Source organism: Microtetraspora sp. AC03309 (genome assembly GCF_020826795.1).
GTDB classification, from domain to species: Bacteria; Actinomycetota; Actinomycetes; order Streptosporangiales; family Streptosporangiaceae; genus Microtetraspora; species Microtetraspora glauca.
Window position 1 is genome coordinate 1 of record NZ_JADDIL010000125.1, and the last position, 16020, is coordinate 16020.

Annotated in this window: 13 protein-coding genes and 1 pseudogene; 4 read left to right on the forward strand and 10 right to left on the reverse strand. The window is 70.0% G+C overall.

Annotation, left to right across the window (positions count from 1 at the left end; genetic code table 11):
• Positions 1-29: 29 nt before the first annotated feature.
• Together IMZ11_RS40210 and IMZ11_RS40215 are read right to left on the reverse strand one after the other, a co-directional pair.
• Positions 30-338, reverse strand: coding sequence for an AzlD domain-containing protein (locus tag IMZ11_RS40210; protein ID WP_228648425.1), 309 nt, complete (start codon positions 336-338; stop codon positions 30-32).
• A complete protein-coding gene (locus tag IMZ11_RS40215; RefSeq protein WP_228648427.1) occupies positions 338-1054 on the reverse strand; it encodes an AzlC family ABC transporter permease in 717 nt (238 codons plus the stop codon). The genes IMZ11_RS40210 and IMZ11_RS40215 overlap by 1 nt, the downstream gene beginning before the upstream one ends.
• A gap of 67 nt (positions 1055-1121) precedes the next feature.
• On the opposite strand from IMZ11_RS40215, the gene IMZ11_RS40220 reads away from it, so the two are divergent.
• Positions 1122-1706, forward strand: a complete 585-nt coding sequence (locus IMZ11_RS40220) for a helix-turn-helix domain-containing protein (protein ID WP_228648429.1) — start codon at positions 1122-1124, stop codon at positions 1704-1706.
• Positions 1707-1791: 85 nt separating this feature from the next.
• On the opposite strand, the gene IMZ11_RS40225 is transcribed toward IMZ11_RS40220, so the two are convergent.
• From IMZ11_RS40225 to IMZ11_RS40245, 5 genes are read right to left on the reverse strand one after another with little or no spacing between them, the layout of a single operon-like run.
• Entirely contained in the window at positions 1792-2577 is a 786-nt protein-coding gene (locus tag IMZ11_RS40225) for an SDR family NAD(P)-dependent oxidoreductase (RefSeq protein ID WP_061252557.1), read from the reverse strand.
• A 42-nt stretch (positions 2578-2619) separates the two neighbouring features.
• A complete protein-coding gene (locus IMZ11_RS40230; protein ID WP_228648431.1) occupies positions 2620-3453 on the reverse strand; it encodes a fumarylacetoacetate hydrolase family protein in 834 nt (277 codons plus the stop codon).
• Positions 3450-4322: a fumarylacetoacetate hydrolase family protein gene (locus tag IMZ11_RS40235; RefSeq protein ID WP_228648433.1), complete on the reverse strand. Its 873-nt coding sequence runs from the start codon at positions 4320-4322 to the stop codon at positions 3450-3452. Before IMZ11_RS40235 ends, IMZ11_RS40230 begins: the two co-directional genes overlap by 4 nt.
• A complete protein-coding gene (locus tag IMZ11_RS40240) occupies positions 4319-4894 on the reverse strand; it encodes a carboxymuconolactone decarboxylase family protein (protein ID WP_228648435.1) in 576 nt (191 codons plus the stop codon). Before IMZ11_RS40240 ends, IMZ11_RS40235 begins: the two co-directional genes overlap by 4 nt.
• Entirely contained in the window at positions 4891-5646 is a 756-nt protein-coding gene (locus tag IMZ11_RS40245) for an SDR family NAD(P)-dependent oxidoreductase (RefSeq protein WP_228648437.1), read from the reverse strand. The genes IMZ11_RS40240 and IMZ11_RS40245 overlap by 4 nt, the downstream gene beginning before the upstream one ends.
• A 201-nt stretch (positions 5647-5847) precedes the next feature.
• Here IMZ11_RS40245 and IMZ11_RS40250 point away from each other — a divergent pair, with 201 nt between their 5' ends.
• Positions 5848-6672: an IclR family transcriptional regulator gene (locus IMZ11_RS40250; protein WP_228648439.1), complete on the forward strand. Its 825-nt coding sequence runs from the start codon at positions 5848-5850 to the stop codon at positions 6670-6672.
• 72 nt (positions 6673-6744) lie between these two features.
• Here IMZ11_RS40250 and IMZ11_RS40255 read toward each other — a convergent pair whose 3' ends face one another.
• A complete protein-coding gene (locus tag IMZ11_RS40255) occupies positions 6745-10263 on the reverse strand; it encodes an alpha-amylase family glycosyl hydrolase (protein WP_228648441.1) in 3519 nt (1172 codons plus the stop codon).
• Positions 10264-10598: 335 nt separating this feature from the next.
• Here IMZ11_RS40255 and IMZ11_RS40260 point away from each other — a divergent pair, with 335 nt between their 5' ends.
• Entirely contained in the window at positions 10599-11636 is a 1038-nt protein-coding gene (locus IMZ11_RS40260; RefSeq protein WP_228648443.1) for a LacI family DNA-binding transcriptional regulator, read from the forward strand.
• A gap of 64 nt (positions 11637-11700) precedes the next feature.
• On the opposite strand, the gene IMZ11_RS40265 is transcribed toward IMZ11_RS40260, so the two are convergent.
• Both IMZ11_RS40265 and IMZ11_RS40270 read right to left on the reverse strand, forming a co-directional pair.
• Positions 11701-12246 (reverse strand): hypothetical protein, encoded by a 546-nt coding sequence (locus IMZ11_RS40265; protein ID WP_228648445.1) that lies wholly within the window; start codon positions 12244-12246, stop codon positions 11701-11703.
• Between the two features lie 79 nt (positions 12247-12325).
• Positions 12326-15340 carry a carbohydrate binding domain-containing protein gene (locus tag IMZ11_RS40270; RefSeq protein WP_228648447.1) on the reverse strand — a complete coding sequence of 1005 codons (3015 nt, stop codon included), beginning with the start codon at positions 15338-15340 and terminating at the stop codon, positions 12326-12328.
• Positions 15341-15836: 496 nt separating this feature from the next.
• On the opposite strand from IMZ11_RS40270, the pseudogene IMZ11_RS40275 reads away from it, so the two are divergent.
• Positions 15837-16020: pseudogene (locus tag IMZ11_RS40275) on the forward strand (sugar ABC transporter substrate-binding protein); the annotation flags it as partial.

The window sequence follows — 16020 nt, forward strand, 5'->3', positions numbered from 1 at the left end:
GACGGGGACGGGGGGCCGCTGCGGCCGGATCAGGGCACGCCGTACCAGCGGAGCAGCGCCGTGGTCGCGGCGGCGGCGACGACCACCACGGGGAACGGCGCGCGCCGGGCCGCGAGGATCCCGGCGACCAGCACGCCGGACGGCCTGGCCCAACCGGCGAAACCGTTCCCCTCGGTGAGCGCGGCCGTGGCCACCAGGGCGACCAGCAACACGACGGCGGCGGTGGACAGCAACCGCCGCAGGCGGTCCGGGACGCGCAGCCGATCCCCGAGCAGCGGGCCGGCCAGTCGGAACGCGTAGGTCCCGGCCGCCAGCAGGGCGATGGCGAGCATCGGCATCAGCGGACCTCCTGTGCCGGATCGGCCTGCGTGGCGGTCGCGGCGCTCGTGACGGATCGGGCGACCGGCAGGAGGCCGGCCAGCGAGAGCAGCACCGGCAGCCCGGCGGGCAGGAACGGCGTGGTCGCGGCGGCGATGCCCGCGCCGAGCAACGCGCCCCGACGCGTGCCGCGATCGGCGAGCGAGGGCAGCACCAGGGCGAGCAGGACGGCGGGGAAGGCGGCGTCGAGGCCGAGGGCGCCGGTGTCGCCGACGGCCCGGCCGGCCAGCGCGCCGATCACGACGGCCAGGTTCCAGGACGCGAACACGGCGACGCCGCAGATCCAGAACGCCGCCCGCCGCCGCGGCCGGTCGTCCTGGCGTAACGCGAATGCGACCGACTCGTCCGTCATCAGATGCGCGCCCGGCAGCCGCGTCCACCACCGCTCGCCGAGCACGTCCGCGATCGCGAAGCCGAAGGGCAGGAGGCGGGCGTTGAGCACCAGGCCGGCGGCGACGGCGGCGACCACGCTTCCGCCCGCGAGTAGCACGCCCACCGCGGCGAACTGGGCGCCACCGGCGAAGACCAGCAGGGACATGACGATCGGCACCGAGGCATCGAGGCCGCCGGACACGGTGATCGCGCCGAAGGACGCGCCGACGACCGCGTCGGCGAGGCAGACCAGGGCGATGTCGCGGAGCGTGCCGCGATCGATTGTTCGCCATAACGAACGCATGTTTGTTATGGTGAACAAGAACACTTGCGTTCGTCAAGTCGAACAGAACGACGTCTGGAGCGAACACGTGCCTAACGGTTCCCCCGGTGGCGGAGAGACCTCGTCCCACGCCCTGATCGCGCTGATCGCGGCGTCGATCCGCCGGGAGCGTGACCGCGCGGGACTGTCCCTGACCGAGTTGGCCAGGCGGGCGGGCATCGCCAAGTCCACGCTGTCCCAGCTGGAGTCGGGCTCGGGGAATCCGAGTGTGGAGACCCTGTGGGCGCTGGGCGTCGCACTCGGCGTGCCGTTCAGCCGGTTGGTCGACCCGCCGCGCGCGAGCGTACGGGTGATCCGCGCCGGCGAGGGGCCCGCCACCTACTCAGAGCGGGCGAGCTACGCCGCCACGCTGCTGGCGTCCTGTCCTCCGGGGGCTCGCCGGGACCTCTACCGGATCACGGCCCAGCCGGGCGAGCCGCGGAACTCGGAACCGCACATGCCCGGCACGACGGAGCACGTGGTGCTCAGCGCCGGCCGGGCGCTGGTCGGCCCGGCGGACGATCCGGTCGAGCTCGGCCCGGGCGACTACATCACCTACCCCGGCGACGCGCCGCACGTTTTCGAGGCCCTCCACCCCGACACCACGGCAGTGATCCTCATGGAGCACATCTGAGCCGCTCGGACTCCTGTCACTCCGGCCTGTCCACGCTCGCGCGACAGAGGCGCTGACGCGGAATCCCGCCGCACGGGTGGCGCGATCAGGCTCCGATCATGTTGAAGCCTCCGTCGGCGTTGAGGTAGACGCCGGTCATGTGGCGGGCGTCGTCCGTGGCCAGGAAGAGCGCTGTACCGGCGAGCTCGGCGGGGCCCGGGATCCGGCGCATGGGCGTCTTGGCGATCAGCTCCTCGCGGCGGCCGTTCTTCCAGTCCTCCCTGTTGAGGGTGGCCTCGGTCTCGATGAAGCCGGGCGCGAACGTGTTGACCCGCACAGTGGGGGCGAACGCCGCGGCGTAGGACTTGGTGATGCCGAGGATGCCGTACTTGGCCGCCGCGTACTGCGGCGCGCGGGCGCTGCCACGCACGATCACGGTGGAGCCGATGTTGACGATGGAGCCGTGGCCCTGGTCGAGCATGCGCGTGCCGACCTCGTGCGTGCACAACATCGTGCCCTTGACGTCGACGGCGAGCACGCGGTCGATGGACTCCTCGGTCAGGTCGCGCCAGGACATCTGCTCGGCCGCGACGTCGCCGACGTTGTTGACCAGCACGTCGAGCACACCGAAGCGGCCGAAGACCTCCCCGGCCATGCGGCGGATGTCGTCGTGTCTGCTGATGTCGGCCCGGACGGTGAACGCCTCGCCGCCCACGTCCTTGATCCGGGCGGCCGTACGCTCGGCGCCCGCGACGGAGCTGTTGTAGTGCACGGCCACGCGAGCGCCTTCCTGCGCGGCGCGCACGGCGATCTCGGCGCCGTAGCCGGTACCCGCTCCGGTCACCAGCACGGTCTTGCCGGTGAAGCGGCGAGGAAAGGGTTGCTCGGACACGGGGGGTCTCCTGTCTTCGGTGGGCTGTCTTCGCGTGCGTCCTCAGTGGGCGAAGCGCTGGCGCAGCTCGCCGATGCCCTGGACGCGGCTGACGAGTTCGTCACCCTCGGTGAGGTATCGGGGTGGGGTGCGGCGGTTGCCGACTCCGGCGGGGGTGCCGGTGAAGATGAGATCGCCGGGCAGCAGCGGCACGACCGCCGACAGCCGGGCGATCAGCTCGGCGACCGGGAAGATCATTGATCTGGTGCGGTCGTGCTGGACGACCTCGCCGTTGAGCAGAGCGGTGATCTCCAGGTCGTCGGGATCGTCGAACTCGTCCGGGGTGACCAGGAGAGGGCCGGTGGGGCCGAAACCCGGAAAGGACTTGCCCAGGCTGAACTGCGGCGGCACACCCCGCGACTGTGTGACGCGTTCGGACAGGTCCTGCCCCACGGTGAGCGCCGCCACGGACTCCCAGGCCCGCTCCTCGCTCACCCGGCGGGTCTCCCGCCCGATCACCGCCACGAGTTCGACCTCCCAATCCACCTTGCCCTCGGGCAATGTGACGGTGGCCTGCGGCCCCGTGACGCAGGTGGGGAACTTGGTGAAGACGAGCGGGTCGGCCGGCGGCGTGAAGCCGGCTTCCACAGCGTGCGGCGGATAGTTCAGCGCGATCGCGAACACCTGCCGCGGCCTCGGAACCGGCGCCTCCAGAGCGGCGTGGTCGAGGGGCAGGTCGTAGGCGCCGTCCGGCTGTCCCGCCGCCCAGTCCAGCAGCTCCGGCCATCTCTCCAGCAGCGCCATCGGATCGGAGGGGAGCCCGGAGGCCGCGCCGACGTCGAGGGCGCGGTCGCCGTCGGCCAGGACGGCGCGGCCGCCCAGGACGCCGAGCCTCACCAGTCCACCTTCCGCGGTACGGGGGTGCCGTGCCCCTGCTCCCAGCTGACGATCGGGGTACGCAGCACACCCAGCCGTTCGACCTCGGCCTCGACCACGTCGCCCGGCTTGAGATACAGGTCCGGGTTGCCGCTGAATCCGGCCACGCCCTGGACGGTGCCGGTGGTGACCAGGTCGCCCGCGCTGTAGCCCTGCGGGGAGTGGTAGGCGACCAGGTGCGGGATGGACACGGACATGCGGTTGGTGGTGGACTTCTGCCGGACCTGGCCGTTGACCCGCAGTTCCATGTCCAGGTTCTGCGCGTCCGGGATCTCGTCCACTGTGACGATGTACGGCCCCAGCGGGCAGAAGGTGTCGATCGCCTTGCAGAACGAGAAGACGCCCGACTCCATCTCCCTGCGCTGGATGTCGCGGGCCGTGATGTCGTTGAACACCACGTATCCGGCGATGTGGTCGGGCGCGTCGTCCACACCGAAGAACTTGCCGCTCCTGCCGATGACGACCGCGATCTCCAGCTCGTAGTCCAGCTCGCTGGTCAGGTGCTCGGGGTAGATGACCGGCTCGTCCGGGCCGACGATGGCGTCGACGTTCTGGAAGAAGACGATGCCCTTGTGCATGGGGTGGGACCAGTCGACGTTCCTGGACTCGTCCTCGTGCTCGCGGAAGTTGCCCGAGGTGTGGAAGAACTTCTTCGGCACGATGGGAGCGCGCAGCCGTACGTCGTCCAGCGACAGCCGCTCGCCGGTCTCCGGGGCGTGACCTCCCCGCTCGAAGTACTCGCGCGTCGAGGGCACCTCCAGCGGGATGACCAGGCGTTCCTCCAGCTCCAGCCGCCCGACGCGGCCCTCGTCGAAGGTGATCAGTTTCATGCCTTCTCCTTGTGCTCACCTGCGAAGATCCGCAGCTGGAGTGCCAGCGTGGCGTAGTAGCCGACAAGCGTCGTCAACTCGAACAGGCCGCGCTCGCCCAGCGCCGCCACCGCGTCGCCGTACTCCTCGTCCGTCAGGTCTCCCGCGCGGGCCAGCGCGGCGGCCGCGCGCGCGGCCGCCAGCTCGCCCGGGTCCGGCAGGCCGGGCAGCGCGCCTTCGCGCAGCGCGGCCAGTTCGGCCTCGGTCAGGCCGCAGGTTCGGCCGACCGCCTCGTGCGCCTCACGCTCGAAGTCGCTGCCCCAGTGCGCGGCCACCACCAGGATCGCGATCTCGCGCACCCGGGCGGTCAGCACCGAGTGGTAGCGCACCGCCGCGCCCACGGCCTGGAGAGCGCCGCCGACCGGCGGGCTCAGCAGCATGGCGTTGAACGGGCCGCGCAGCCGCCCCCGCTCGTCGGTGAGGGCGAAGGCCTGGGGCCCCGCGGCACGCGGCCCGCCGGTGATGGCCCGGTAGAGCTCGGCCTGCTCCTTGTCAAGCGCGTCCGGTGACAGTCCGGCCAGCCGCGCCCTCATACGAGGGTCCTGCCGCCGTCGATGTACAGGACCTGGCCGGTGATGAACGAGGCCCGGGGCGACAGGAGGAACAGGACCGCGCCCACCACGTCCTCCGGCGTGCCGAGGCGCCCGGCGGGGACCAGCCCGGTCATCTCCTCCCGCATCCCCGGCCTGGCCAGGTACGCGCGGGTCAGCTCCGTCTCGGTGTAGCCGGGCGCCACCGCGTTGACGGTCAGCCGGTCGGCCGCCCACTCCCTGGCCATCACCTTGACCAGCTGGTCGAGTCCGCCCTTGCTGGCCGCGTAGGGGCCGTGGTGGAGGTGCGCGAGCCGGGAGGAGACCGACGAGAAGAACACCATGCTGCCCCGACCGGCACCACGCATCAGCCGGCCGGCGGCCCGTCCGGTCCAGAAGGCGCTGGACAGGTTCAGGGTGACGATGCGCTCCCAGACCTCGTCGGGAGTGTGGACCACCGGGCGGCGGTCGTTGGTCCCGATCGCGTGCACCAGCACGTCCAGCCCGCCGAGTTCCTCGGCGGCACCCTGAACCGTGGCCTCGCACGCTTCCGAGCTCGCCAGGTCGGCGGAGACGACGCGTACGTCGGCTGCCGCGAGGCCCGGATCGGCCCGCAGTTCCTTGAGCTTGGTCCCATCGACGTCCACGACCAGCACGGACGCTCCCGCCTCGGCCAGGCCCCTGGCGCACGCGGCTCCGAGCCCGCCGGCGCCCATGACGAGCGCCTTGCGGCCGTTCAGACCGAGCCACTCCATGACCGGCCTCCGAGTTCACTCTATGAAAGTCGATTTCATTTGGGTGGCGCCGATGCTAGACCCGTGTCATCGGCGTTGTCCACGGTGCGCATCCGTACACGCTGGCGTGCTCGTGATATTCTCGCTCCTCGAAAGTAGGTTGTCTCCATGCGGCCGCCGCGGCCGCCGCCGGGAACGGTGCGAGAGAGCGAGGGGCGTGGCATGCCCGCCAGGCGACGGCAGGCCCAGAACGTGCAGGCGACCGAGGCCGGCCCCCGGCCGGAGTACCGCATCGAGGCACTGGCCAAGGGTCTCCGCCTGCTGTCGCTGTTCACCGAGCAGCAGCCGGTCTGGCGGGTCAGCGACATGGCCGCGGCCACCGGCATGCCCCTGCCGACCACCTACCGGATGGTGATGACGCTGGCCGCGGAGGGCTATCTCGTCCACCTGCCGAACGGCGACTACCGGCCCGGCGTGCGCGTGCTCACCCTGGGGACGGCCGCGCTGCGCGGTATGGACCTGGTGGAGATCGCCGCTCCCGGCCTGCAGGCGCTGGCCGAGGCCACCGGGGAGACCGTCAATCTGTGCGTGCTCACCGGCGACCAGGTGCTCTACCTGATCCGCCTGCGCAACTCCGACCTGGTGACGGCCAACATCCAGGTCGGCTCCACCCTGCCCGCGGTCTACACCTCGATCGGCAAGCTGCTGCTCGCCCACCTCGACGACGACGAGCTGGCGTCTCGTGTCACGGCCGGCTCCTTCGGCCCGGCGCACGGGCCCAACGCCAAGCTGTCGCTCGACGAACTGCGCGGGGAGCTCGCGGCCATTCGCAGGGACGGGTGGGCCATCCAGGACGAGGAGCTCGCCTTCGGCCTGCGCTCTGTCGCCGTACCGGTTCGCGACGCCTCGGGCCGGGTCGTCGCGGGCCTGAACATCGCGGTTCAGGCGCGCGACTGGTCGACCCAACGCATCATCAGAGAGCTTCGCCCGCCGGCCGCGCGGACGGGCCAGGAGATCTCCACCCTGCTCGGCTGCCCGGCCGTCTGACGGCCCGCCGCATTCGTGCCGCCTCAGCCGGCCGGGGACCGACTCCACCGGCGGCGAGATCGTGTTCGTCGGTCACCTGGGCGCCGCGATCCGCACCCCCGTCGCGGTGAGCAGCCGCCCGTCGGCGGCACGCTCGGTGGCGGCGAGTTGCGCCGCGACGGCCGCGGACACCCGGCCGGTGTCGCGCGGATCCACGGTGAAGGCGGCGTACGACGCGAGATCGGGATGGCTCTCCCGCTGGTCAGGGGTCAGCCCGCCCGCGACCGGCACCAGCCGGAGCACGTGCACGTCGCCGGTCAGCTCGCCGTCCTTGATCGCCAGGTCCCGCTTCGGCGAGTAGACCATGGCGTACCGGGCGGTGCTCAGCGGCGTGATGTCCCAGGCCAACGTCGTGCCGTCGATCCAGTGCGCCTTGACGGCGGAAAGGTCGGCATCCAGGCCGCGCCCGCCGGTCTGCGGCAGCACGTACCCCGGCGTGGCGGCCTGGATCCAGACCTCGTTGCCGTACGCGGCGAACTCCAGCACCTGGTCGTCGGGCAGGTCCTTCTCGCCGCCCTTGTGCAGGATGTAGCTGACGGCCGACGCGCCGGCCGTCAGCGGCACGGTGAAGTACGCGCCGAAACCGTCGCGGCCCGCCGGGGCCAGCGGCGTGTCCCACTCGGTCGGCTGGGCCGCGCCGCTCCCGAAGACGTGCGCGCCCCACCCCTCGTAGTCGCCGTCCGGCCGGCTGTAGTGCAGGATCGCCACATTGTCGGCGGCCGCCCTGGTGGAACGCACCGCCGTGACGCCCGAGTCGACCCATCCGTCCGGCTGCGCGGACGGCAGCAGCGACTGATCGCCGCCCGGGTCCTTCTGGTCGCCCTTGTGGATGATGAAGTTGACCGGAGCTTCGGCGTCCCTGATCGGGACCTTCCAGTAGACGCCGTATTCGTCCTGGCCGTCGGCGGGACGCGGCGCGTTCCACTCGGTCGCGGTCCCGTCGGCGAGCCCGCCGCCCCACAGGTGCAGGCCCCAGCCGTCGTACGTCTTGTCCGGCCGCCGGTAGTGGACGGTCGCGTATCCGCGCGCCTCCGCCAGGGACGTGGCCGCGTCCTCCTCGCCCTGGGCCAGCCAGATCTCGGCGTTACGCCCCGGATCGACGGTACGTGCCGCGCCGTCCGACTGGTCGCCGTTCCGCACGGTCAGGGTGACGGCGTCGGCGCCGGGCTTGAGCCTGATCCAGGCGAACCGTCCGTAGGCGTCCTGCCCGGACAGCGGCACCGGGGCGTCCGAGGCGGAGGGCTGGGCGACGTCGCCGTCGACCCGCAGGCCCCAGCCGTCGTAGTCGCCGCCGGGCCGCTGGTAGTGCACCACCAGCCAGTCGCGCCGCTGCTCGCCGGGCTCCTCCACCGGGGGCTGCGCGGCCACCGTCGCCGACGCCTTCGCCGAGGCGATCCGGCCCGCCGAGTCGCGGACCACGGCCTTGTACGTCACGGACGTCCCGGCCGCGAGGTCGCCGACGTCGTGGAACACCCGGAACGGCCGGGTGTCGTCGGTGCCCAGCACCGTCCACGGGCCGGTGCCGACCTTCGCGGCGAACGTGACCTGGTCGAAGCCGCCGCCCGGTACGTTGGCGGTGATCTCGGCCCGGCCGGTCAGCTGGTCGTCCGGCAGTGTGACGCCGATCTCGGGCGCCGCCGCGGGATGGGGGATCGGCTTTCCGGCCTGGTAGACCACCGCGGACAGCGCCGAGACGGTCATGTCCAGTGTGCGGTCGGCTCCGGTCGTCACCGGGGCGCCGCCGTTCGGGTAGATCGGGGTGAAGGCGGTCCGCGCCGAGTAAGTGGGGACCTTCACCTGCCGGGCGGCGGAGCCGTTGTTGAGAGCCACCACGTACTCGATCCGCCTGTCGGCTTCGAGCCTGGAGAAGGCGTAGACGCCGCCGTCGCTGAGCCGTTCGATCTGGGCGCCGTCACGCAGCGCCGGATGCCGGTCGGTGAGTGTGGCCAGCGCCGAGATGCCCTGGTACAGCGGATGCCGGACGACGAAGTTGTCCTGGGCGTGCGTGGCCGTGGTGCCGATCAGGTCGTCCGACAGGTAGGCGGCGGTCCGCGACGCGAACATCGAGGCGCGGGCGGCCTTGTCCCCGCCCTGGCCGGTGAACCCCTGCTCGTCGCCGTAGTAGACGACCGGCTGGCCCCGGGTGAGGTACATCAGCTCGTGCGCCAGCAGGTCGCGGCGCAGCAGCTCGGCGTCACCGGCCTGCGGGTTGTCCCGCTTGAGGAAGTAGCCGAACCTGCCCATGTCGTGGTTGCCGAGGAAGGTGGGCAGCGAGTACGCGTTCGAGTCGGCGTCGGTGTAGTAGTCGTCGGCCCGGTAGAGCGCGCTCAGCGTCGCCGCCCCGGCGCCCTGGGAGGCGTACGCCCTGGCCGCCGACTGGAACGGGAAGTCGAGCACCGCGCTCATCCCACCGGTGGTCGAATAGAGCGACGTGGTCCGCGGGTCGTCGGTGAAGACCTCGCCGAACATGAAGAAGTCCTTGTCGCCCAGCCGTTCGGCGTAGCCCTTGACGTCCGGGGCGAAGTGCCGCCAGAACTCCATGTTCACGTGCTTGGCGGTGTCGATCCTGAAGCCGTCGACGCCGGTCTCCCGGACCCAGGTGGTGTAGATGTCGGTCATGCCCTTGACGACCTCGGGCCGTTCGGTCCACAGGTCGTCCAGGCCGACGAAGTCGCCGTACTCGGAGCTCTCCCCGGCGAAGGTGGAGTCGCCGCGGTTGTGGTACATCGTCGGGTCGTTCAGCCAGGCCGGCGATTTGGTGACCCCGGGCACCGGGATCGGCGTGTAGGGGAAAGAGCCGGAGTCCACCTTCGGGAACGGTGTCGTGCCGTCGGCGTGGTCCCGGTCGTCGAACGGTCTGCCGTCGGCGTCCAGGTACGGGTATGCCTTCGTGCCGCGGTAGCCGTACTGCTTCTCGCGGTAGTCGATGCCGTCGGCGGTGTGGTTGGTGATGATGTCGAAGAAGACCTTCATGCCCCGCCGGTGGGCCTCCTTCACCAGCTTCTTCATGTCCGCGTTGGTGCCCAGGTGGGGGTCGACGCGGGTGAAGTCGGTGATCCAGTAGCCGTGGTATCCGGCGGAGGCGTTCGCCCCGGTGCCCTGGACGGGCCGGTTCTGGAACGACGGGGTGAGCCAGATGGCCGTGGTGCCGAGGCCCTTGATGTAGTCGAGTCGTCTCACTATCCCGTCGAGGTCGCCGCCCTGGTAGAAGCCGGAGTCGGTGGGGTCGAATCCGGTGGTGAGGCGGTCGCCGGCCAACCCGCCGCGGTCGTTGTCCGTGGAGCCGTTGGCGAACCTGTCGGTCATCACGAAGTAGAACCGCTCGCGGCTCAGCGCGGGCCGTTCACCGCTGCGGGCGAGCTGCCGGTCGCCCGGCTCGCTGGTACGGCTGGGGCCGCCCTTGACCGGGTGCACGGTCTGTCCATGCGGGGAGCCGTACGCGGAGGCCGGGGTGATGGGCAGGAGGGGGAGCGCGGCGACGGTCGCGGCGAGCACCGAGCCGAGCAGCCGGAACGTTGTCGGCCGTCGCCGTCGTGGGGGGTGCACGGGCACGGTGCCTCCCAGGGCATGTTCGGATTTCGTGATTTTCCGAAAGCTACAGGCGTTCCGCAAAGTCTGCAAGAACTTGCAGGACTTGTTTGTGCGGGGCTTCGCGATCTGCGGCTGCTGCCGGGCCGACCCGGGCTTCGGTCTGGTGAACCCCGGATTCCGGGTGGGTGGGCATCCCGTCGGAATCGGGGCCGTCCAGCTCTGCAAGCAGTGAAAGAATTGACAGCAAAACCGGTGTCCCGGCGGGCCATGACATGGCGCGCCACCCGCTGCACCGCACCGCCGTACCATCCACAAGGCGAGATGCGGCCTGGTGCAAGAAAGGTAAGTTAGCCGCCATGACAATGAGACTCGCCGACGTCGCCGCCCACGCGGGTGTGAGTGAGGCGACTGTCAGCCGGGTGCTCAACGGCAAGCCAGGTGTGGCCGCCGCGACACGACAGGCGGTCCTCACCGCTCTCGACGTCCTCGGGTACGAGCGCCCCGCCAAACTCCGCCAGCAACACGCCGGACTGATCGGCCTGATCGTCCCGGAGCTCACCAACCCGATCTTCCCGGCGTTCGCCCAGGTGATAGAAAGCGCGCTCGTCCTGTCCGGATACACCGCCGTGCTCTGCACCCAGACCCCCGGCGGCATCACCGAGGACGACTACACCGACCTCCTGCTCGAACGCGGCGTCTCCGGCATCGTCTTCGTCAACGGCCTGCACGCCGACTCCCGCTCCGACCGGGCCCGCTATCGCCGCCTGATCGGGCTCGGCCTGCCCATGGTCCTGATCAACGGTTACCGCCCCGACATCGACGCGCCCTTCATCTCCAACGACGACGCCGCCGCCCTCGACATGGCCGTCAGCCATCTGGTCTCCCTCGGCCACCGCAGGATCGGCCTGGCCGTCGGCCAGGAACGCTTCGTTCCCTCCATCCGGAAAATCGCCGGGTTCCGCCGCGCCATGGCCGAGTACGCCGGGGTCACCGACACCGACGACCTCGTCGTCCCCTCGCTCTTCACCATCGAGGGAGGCCAGTCCGCCGCTCAGCAGCTGCTCGACCGCGGCTGCACCGCCATCTGCTGCGGCAGCGACATCATGGCCATCGGCGCCATCCGCGGCGCCCGCCAGCGCGACCTGCGCGTCCCCGAGGACGTCTCGATCGTCGGGTTCGACGACTCCCCGATGACCGCCTACCTCGATCCGCCGCTCACCACCCTGCGCCAGCCGGTCCGCGACATGGGACTGGCCGCGGTGGAGAACCTGCTGGAGGAGATCGGCGGCGTCCGGGCACCGCGGACCGAGCTGCTGTACCGGCCCGAGCTGGTGGTCCGCCGCTCCACCGGCCCGGTCCCCGCCAAGACGGGTGACGCCAAGACGGAGGACTAGGACCACCACAGCGCCACCAGATGTGACATAGGTTTCATCGTCGGTGTACGGCAGGACCAGTGCATTAGTGATCTCCAAGTGGACGGGGCCACACTGCGCCCATGCACACAAGGACGATCACTCGGTCCGGGGCTCTGCTCGCCCTGGCCACGTTTCTCACTATTTCTGCCGGCGACCTGATCGGCGGAGACGCCGCCCATGCTGCCACCGCGACGGTGAACCCGACGCCTACGGTGAACCCGAGTGCGACGCCTACGGTGAATCCGAGTGCGACGCCTAGCGCGACGCCGACGGTGAATCCGAGTGCGACGCCTAGCGCGACGCCTACGGTGAACCCGAGCGCGACGCCTACGGTGAACCCGAGCGCGACGCCGACGGTGAACCCGAGCGCGACGCCGACGGTGAACCCGAGCGCGACGCCGACGGTGAACCCGAGCGCGACGCCGACGGTGAACCCGAGCGCGACGCCGACGGTGAACCCGAGCGCGACGCCGACGGTGAACCCGAGCGCGACGCCGACGGTGAATCCGAGTGCGACGCCGACGGTGAACCCGACCCCGAGCGCCAATCCGACGGCCGACCCGGAGCCGGTCGTGACCTTCGATCCCAAGCCGACCGAAGAGCCCTAAAGCCGGGCACGGCCGTCGCCCGGTGTGGGCGGCGGCCGCCGCCCACACCGAGTCGCGCTTTCACTTCAGGTAGGGCCCGTCAGTGCCGATCTTGCCGGGGGCCGGGTTGCCGGACAGGTTGAGCACGTAGGCACGCATGTTGCCCTTGCCGCTCAGGTTGATCGAAAGGGTTCCGCCGGTGACGGTCTTGCTGTCCCCGGTGACCGCGTCCACGTAGGTGCCGTTCGGAATGCCGGTGAAGGTGGCGTTCCCGGAGACGGTCACCAGGACGAAGCTGTCCACCGATCCGTCGGTGAACCGGCGCTTGTAGGCGATCTGGCCGGACACGTTCTCGGTGGAGTACTGGCCCTTCCGCAGGGCGGGGATCGCCCGGCGGATCTGGTTGAGCCGCTGCACATGCTTGACCAGCGGCTGGCTGAGCGTGTTCGCCACCGCGCCGGAGGCGCTGGAGACCACCCCGAAGCCGCTCGCCGTGACGTCGCCCTCGATGTTGCCGCCGTAGTACGCACGGCCGGTGTTCGCCAGCGGGCAGGTGGGTCCGCAGTCGATCTGCTTGCCCTTCTGGAACTCGATCTCCGATCCGTAGTAGAGGGTGGGGATGCCGCGGAACGTCCACATCAGGCTCATGTTCTCGGCCCAGGCGTCGGTGCCGCCGCTGTAGCGGAAGCCCGACTTGTTCGGCCCGTAGTCGTGCGAGTCGACGTAGACGGCGTTGTAGGTGGCGTCGTTGGTGCTGTCGTCGGAGTCCTTGCCGTTGTTGAAGGCGTTCTGCGCGTCCGAGAAGTTCATGTGCATGCGCATGTCGATGATGTTCATGCCGGAGAACTTCGTGTGGTCGGGCGCGTGGTAGGCGTTGCCGTTCAGGAACGCGTTGGTGCTGGTGGGCTGGTTGCCCGTTCCGAGCTGCTGCTCGTAGTTGTACTGCTCCAGCGCCGCCGCCGTGTCGTCCGCGCTGTACTCCTTGCGCTCCTTCCACGTGTAGAACTGCGCGGAGTGGTTGACCGAGCCGCGGTTCCACTTGTCGTTCACGAACGCGGCGACCTCACCGAAGACGTAGAAGTCCTTGGCCGCCTGCGCGCCGAACTTCGCGGTGATGTGGTCGTAGAGGGCGGGCAGGAAGCGGCGGTTCCAGGTGACCCGCGGGATGTGCACCGCGGTGTCCACGCGGAAGCCGTCGACGCCCATGTCGATGTACCGGTTGTAGGCGTCGATCAGGTATTTCTGGACCTCGGCGTTCTCGGTGTTGAAGTCGGCCAGGTCGTCGTGCAGCCAGCAGCTCCGCGAGTCCTCGCCCTCCCAGTTGCCGATCCAGCACTGGTGGTAGTACTTCGCCGGGAACATCCCGGAGGTCGGGCTCGGCCACTGACAGTTGTAGATCGTGTAGCCCTCCGGGCTGTAGTACCCGGTGGGTGTGCCCCAGTTGCGGCAGGTGTTGCCCGCCGGCTCCGCGGTGGACCACAGGTCGCCGTTGTACGGACGTCCCTTGGCCATCGCGTTCTGCGCGGGTGTCAGGTCCGCGTCGTCACCCTGGCGCTCCTCCATCGGGTCGTACTCGCGGCCCGGTTCCTTCTTGCTGTAGAGCCACTTCCACTGCTCGTTGAGCACGCCGTACACGGGCGGGACGAACAGGCCCTTGGCGCCCCAGCGGGAGCTGTGGTTGTAGACCACGTCCTGGAAGATCTTGATACCTTTGGCGTGCGCCTTGTTGATCAGGTCCTGGTATGTGGCGCCCGGGGTCTCCAGCCGGGTGTCGATCCGGTAGAAGTCCCAGCCGTGATAGCCGTGGTAGTCGTAGTCGGAACGGTTGAGCACCACCGGCGTGATCCAGATCGCGGAGAAGCCGAGCCCCTTGATGTAGTCGAGCTTGTCGATCAGGCCCTTGAAGTCGCCGCGGAACATCGGGTCGTCGTTGGCCGCGTTGCCGGACTTGGTGTGCTGGCCGCCGCCCCGGTCGTTGGCTGTGTCACCGTCGTAGAACCGCGCCGTCATCACGAAGTAGATGGTGTCGTCGCGCGGGTCGCCGCCCAGCGGGGCGCCCTCGGTGGGCGGCTGCGGGGCGTCGCCGGTCTTGACCGACACCGCCGCGGTGTACGCCGACGTGTTGCCGGCCGCGTCGAACGCGCGGACCTTGTAGGTGTAGGTGGTCTGGGCGTCGAGCCCGGAGTCGTTGTAGGTGACGGAGCCGGCCTGGCGGACCAGCGGCTCCTCGCTGCCCTTGACGCGGCTGATCTCGTAACCGGTGACGGCGACGTTGTCGGTCGACGCCTTCCAGGCGATCCGCACCGTCGTCCCGGTGGCGGTCGCGGTCAGCTCGGTCGGCACGCTGGGTGCGGTCTCGTCCGGCGGTTCGGGCACGCACGGTGCCGGCGCGTCGGCCCGTACGACACCGTCCCTCACGGTGGTGACGCCGAGACCGATCGTGTAGTCGGCGCCGTTGTTGTTGTCCCAGGTTCCCGACCCGTTGTTGAAGGCCGCCTTGAGCCCGGTCGCGGAGCCGAGGTCGATCGTCTTCTTGGCCCAGTCGGCGCAGGTCTCCTCGCCCATGACGACGCCGGGTACGGACGTCCACGAGCCGCCGGCCGGCTGGTAGTGGATGTTGACCGTGCTCCAGCCCTTGGTCTTCCGGTAGTAGAAGACCGTGGCCGTGGTACCCCCGGTCGGCGACGGTGAGGCCGACGGGGAAGCCGACGGAGACGGGCTCGCGGTGCCGCAGGGGGCGACGGCGTTGCCGGTGACGACGCCGTCCTGGACGGTGGTGACGCCGGTTCCGATGGTGTAGTCGCGGCCGTTGTTGTTGTCCCAGGTACCGGAGGCGTTGTTGAAGGTGACCTGGAAGGTGGTGGCGGTGCCCAGGTCGACGGTCTTCTTCTTCCAGCCGGCGCAGGCGGTGTCCATGGCGACGCCGGGGACGGCGGTCCAGGTGCCGTTGATGCCGTAGTGGATGTTCGCCGGGTTCCAACTCGTCTTGTAGTAGACGGTGGCGGTGGCCGCCGCGCTCGCCGGAGTGAACGGGATCAGGCTGAGCAGGGCGGCGGCGACGGTGAGCAGCAGTAAACCGATGCGTCTGCGTTTCATGGCGATCCTTGGAGGGGGCCTGCGGCCCGGGTGCGTCCCGCGGTGGGGACGCACCCGGATGGGGGTGGACCCGGCGTCTGGGTCGGCCGTCGGCCGGGCGGTATGCGCTCGCCGGAGGGCACCTCCGGCCGTCAGGAGCCGCAGGGATCGGCGGAGCGGGCACATCGGTGGGGAACCTCCGCGGTTCCTTGCCGTTGCCCGGAAGTTACTCAGTGGACGCTCGTTCTGCAATACCTCTGAAACTTCCAGCAAACATTTGCCGCACGGTTCGGTGAGTTAATGCACTCTTCGCGAAGTTTGTCCGGATTATCCGAGGGCTTCATGGTGGGATCTCGCGGTCATACGAGGTGGTTTCGGCAAAGATAACGAAATTGCAGTAATCACTGAAAAGTCTTTCAATCCATCTTGCAGGCGCGTAGCGTCCTGCTCACTCCAGACGGCGGCGCGTGGTGCAACCGGCCGTCCGACCCCCTGAGTGTGCAATGAGGAGAAAGACATGCGGCGAGCCTTCTCGGCCGTGACAGTCGTCGCGGCCCTCGCGCTGGCGGTCACCGCCTGCGGCGGCAGCGACAGCGGTACATCGGCCGCGCCCGCGAAATCCGCGCCGGCCGACCCCACCCAGATCAGCGGTGAGGTCACCTGGTGGGACACGACCCGCCCGGACAGCGAGGGGCCGACGT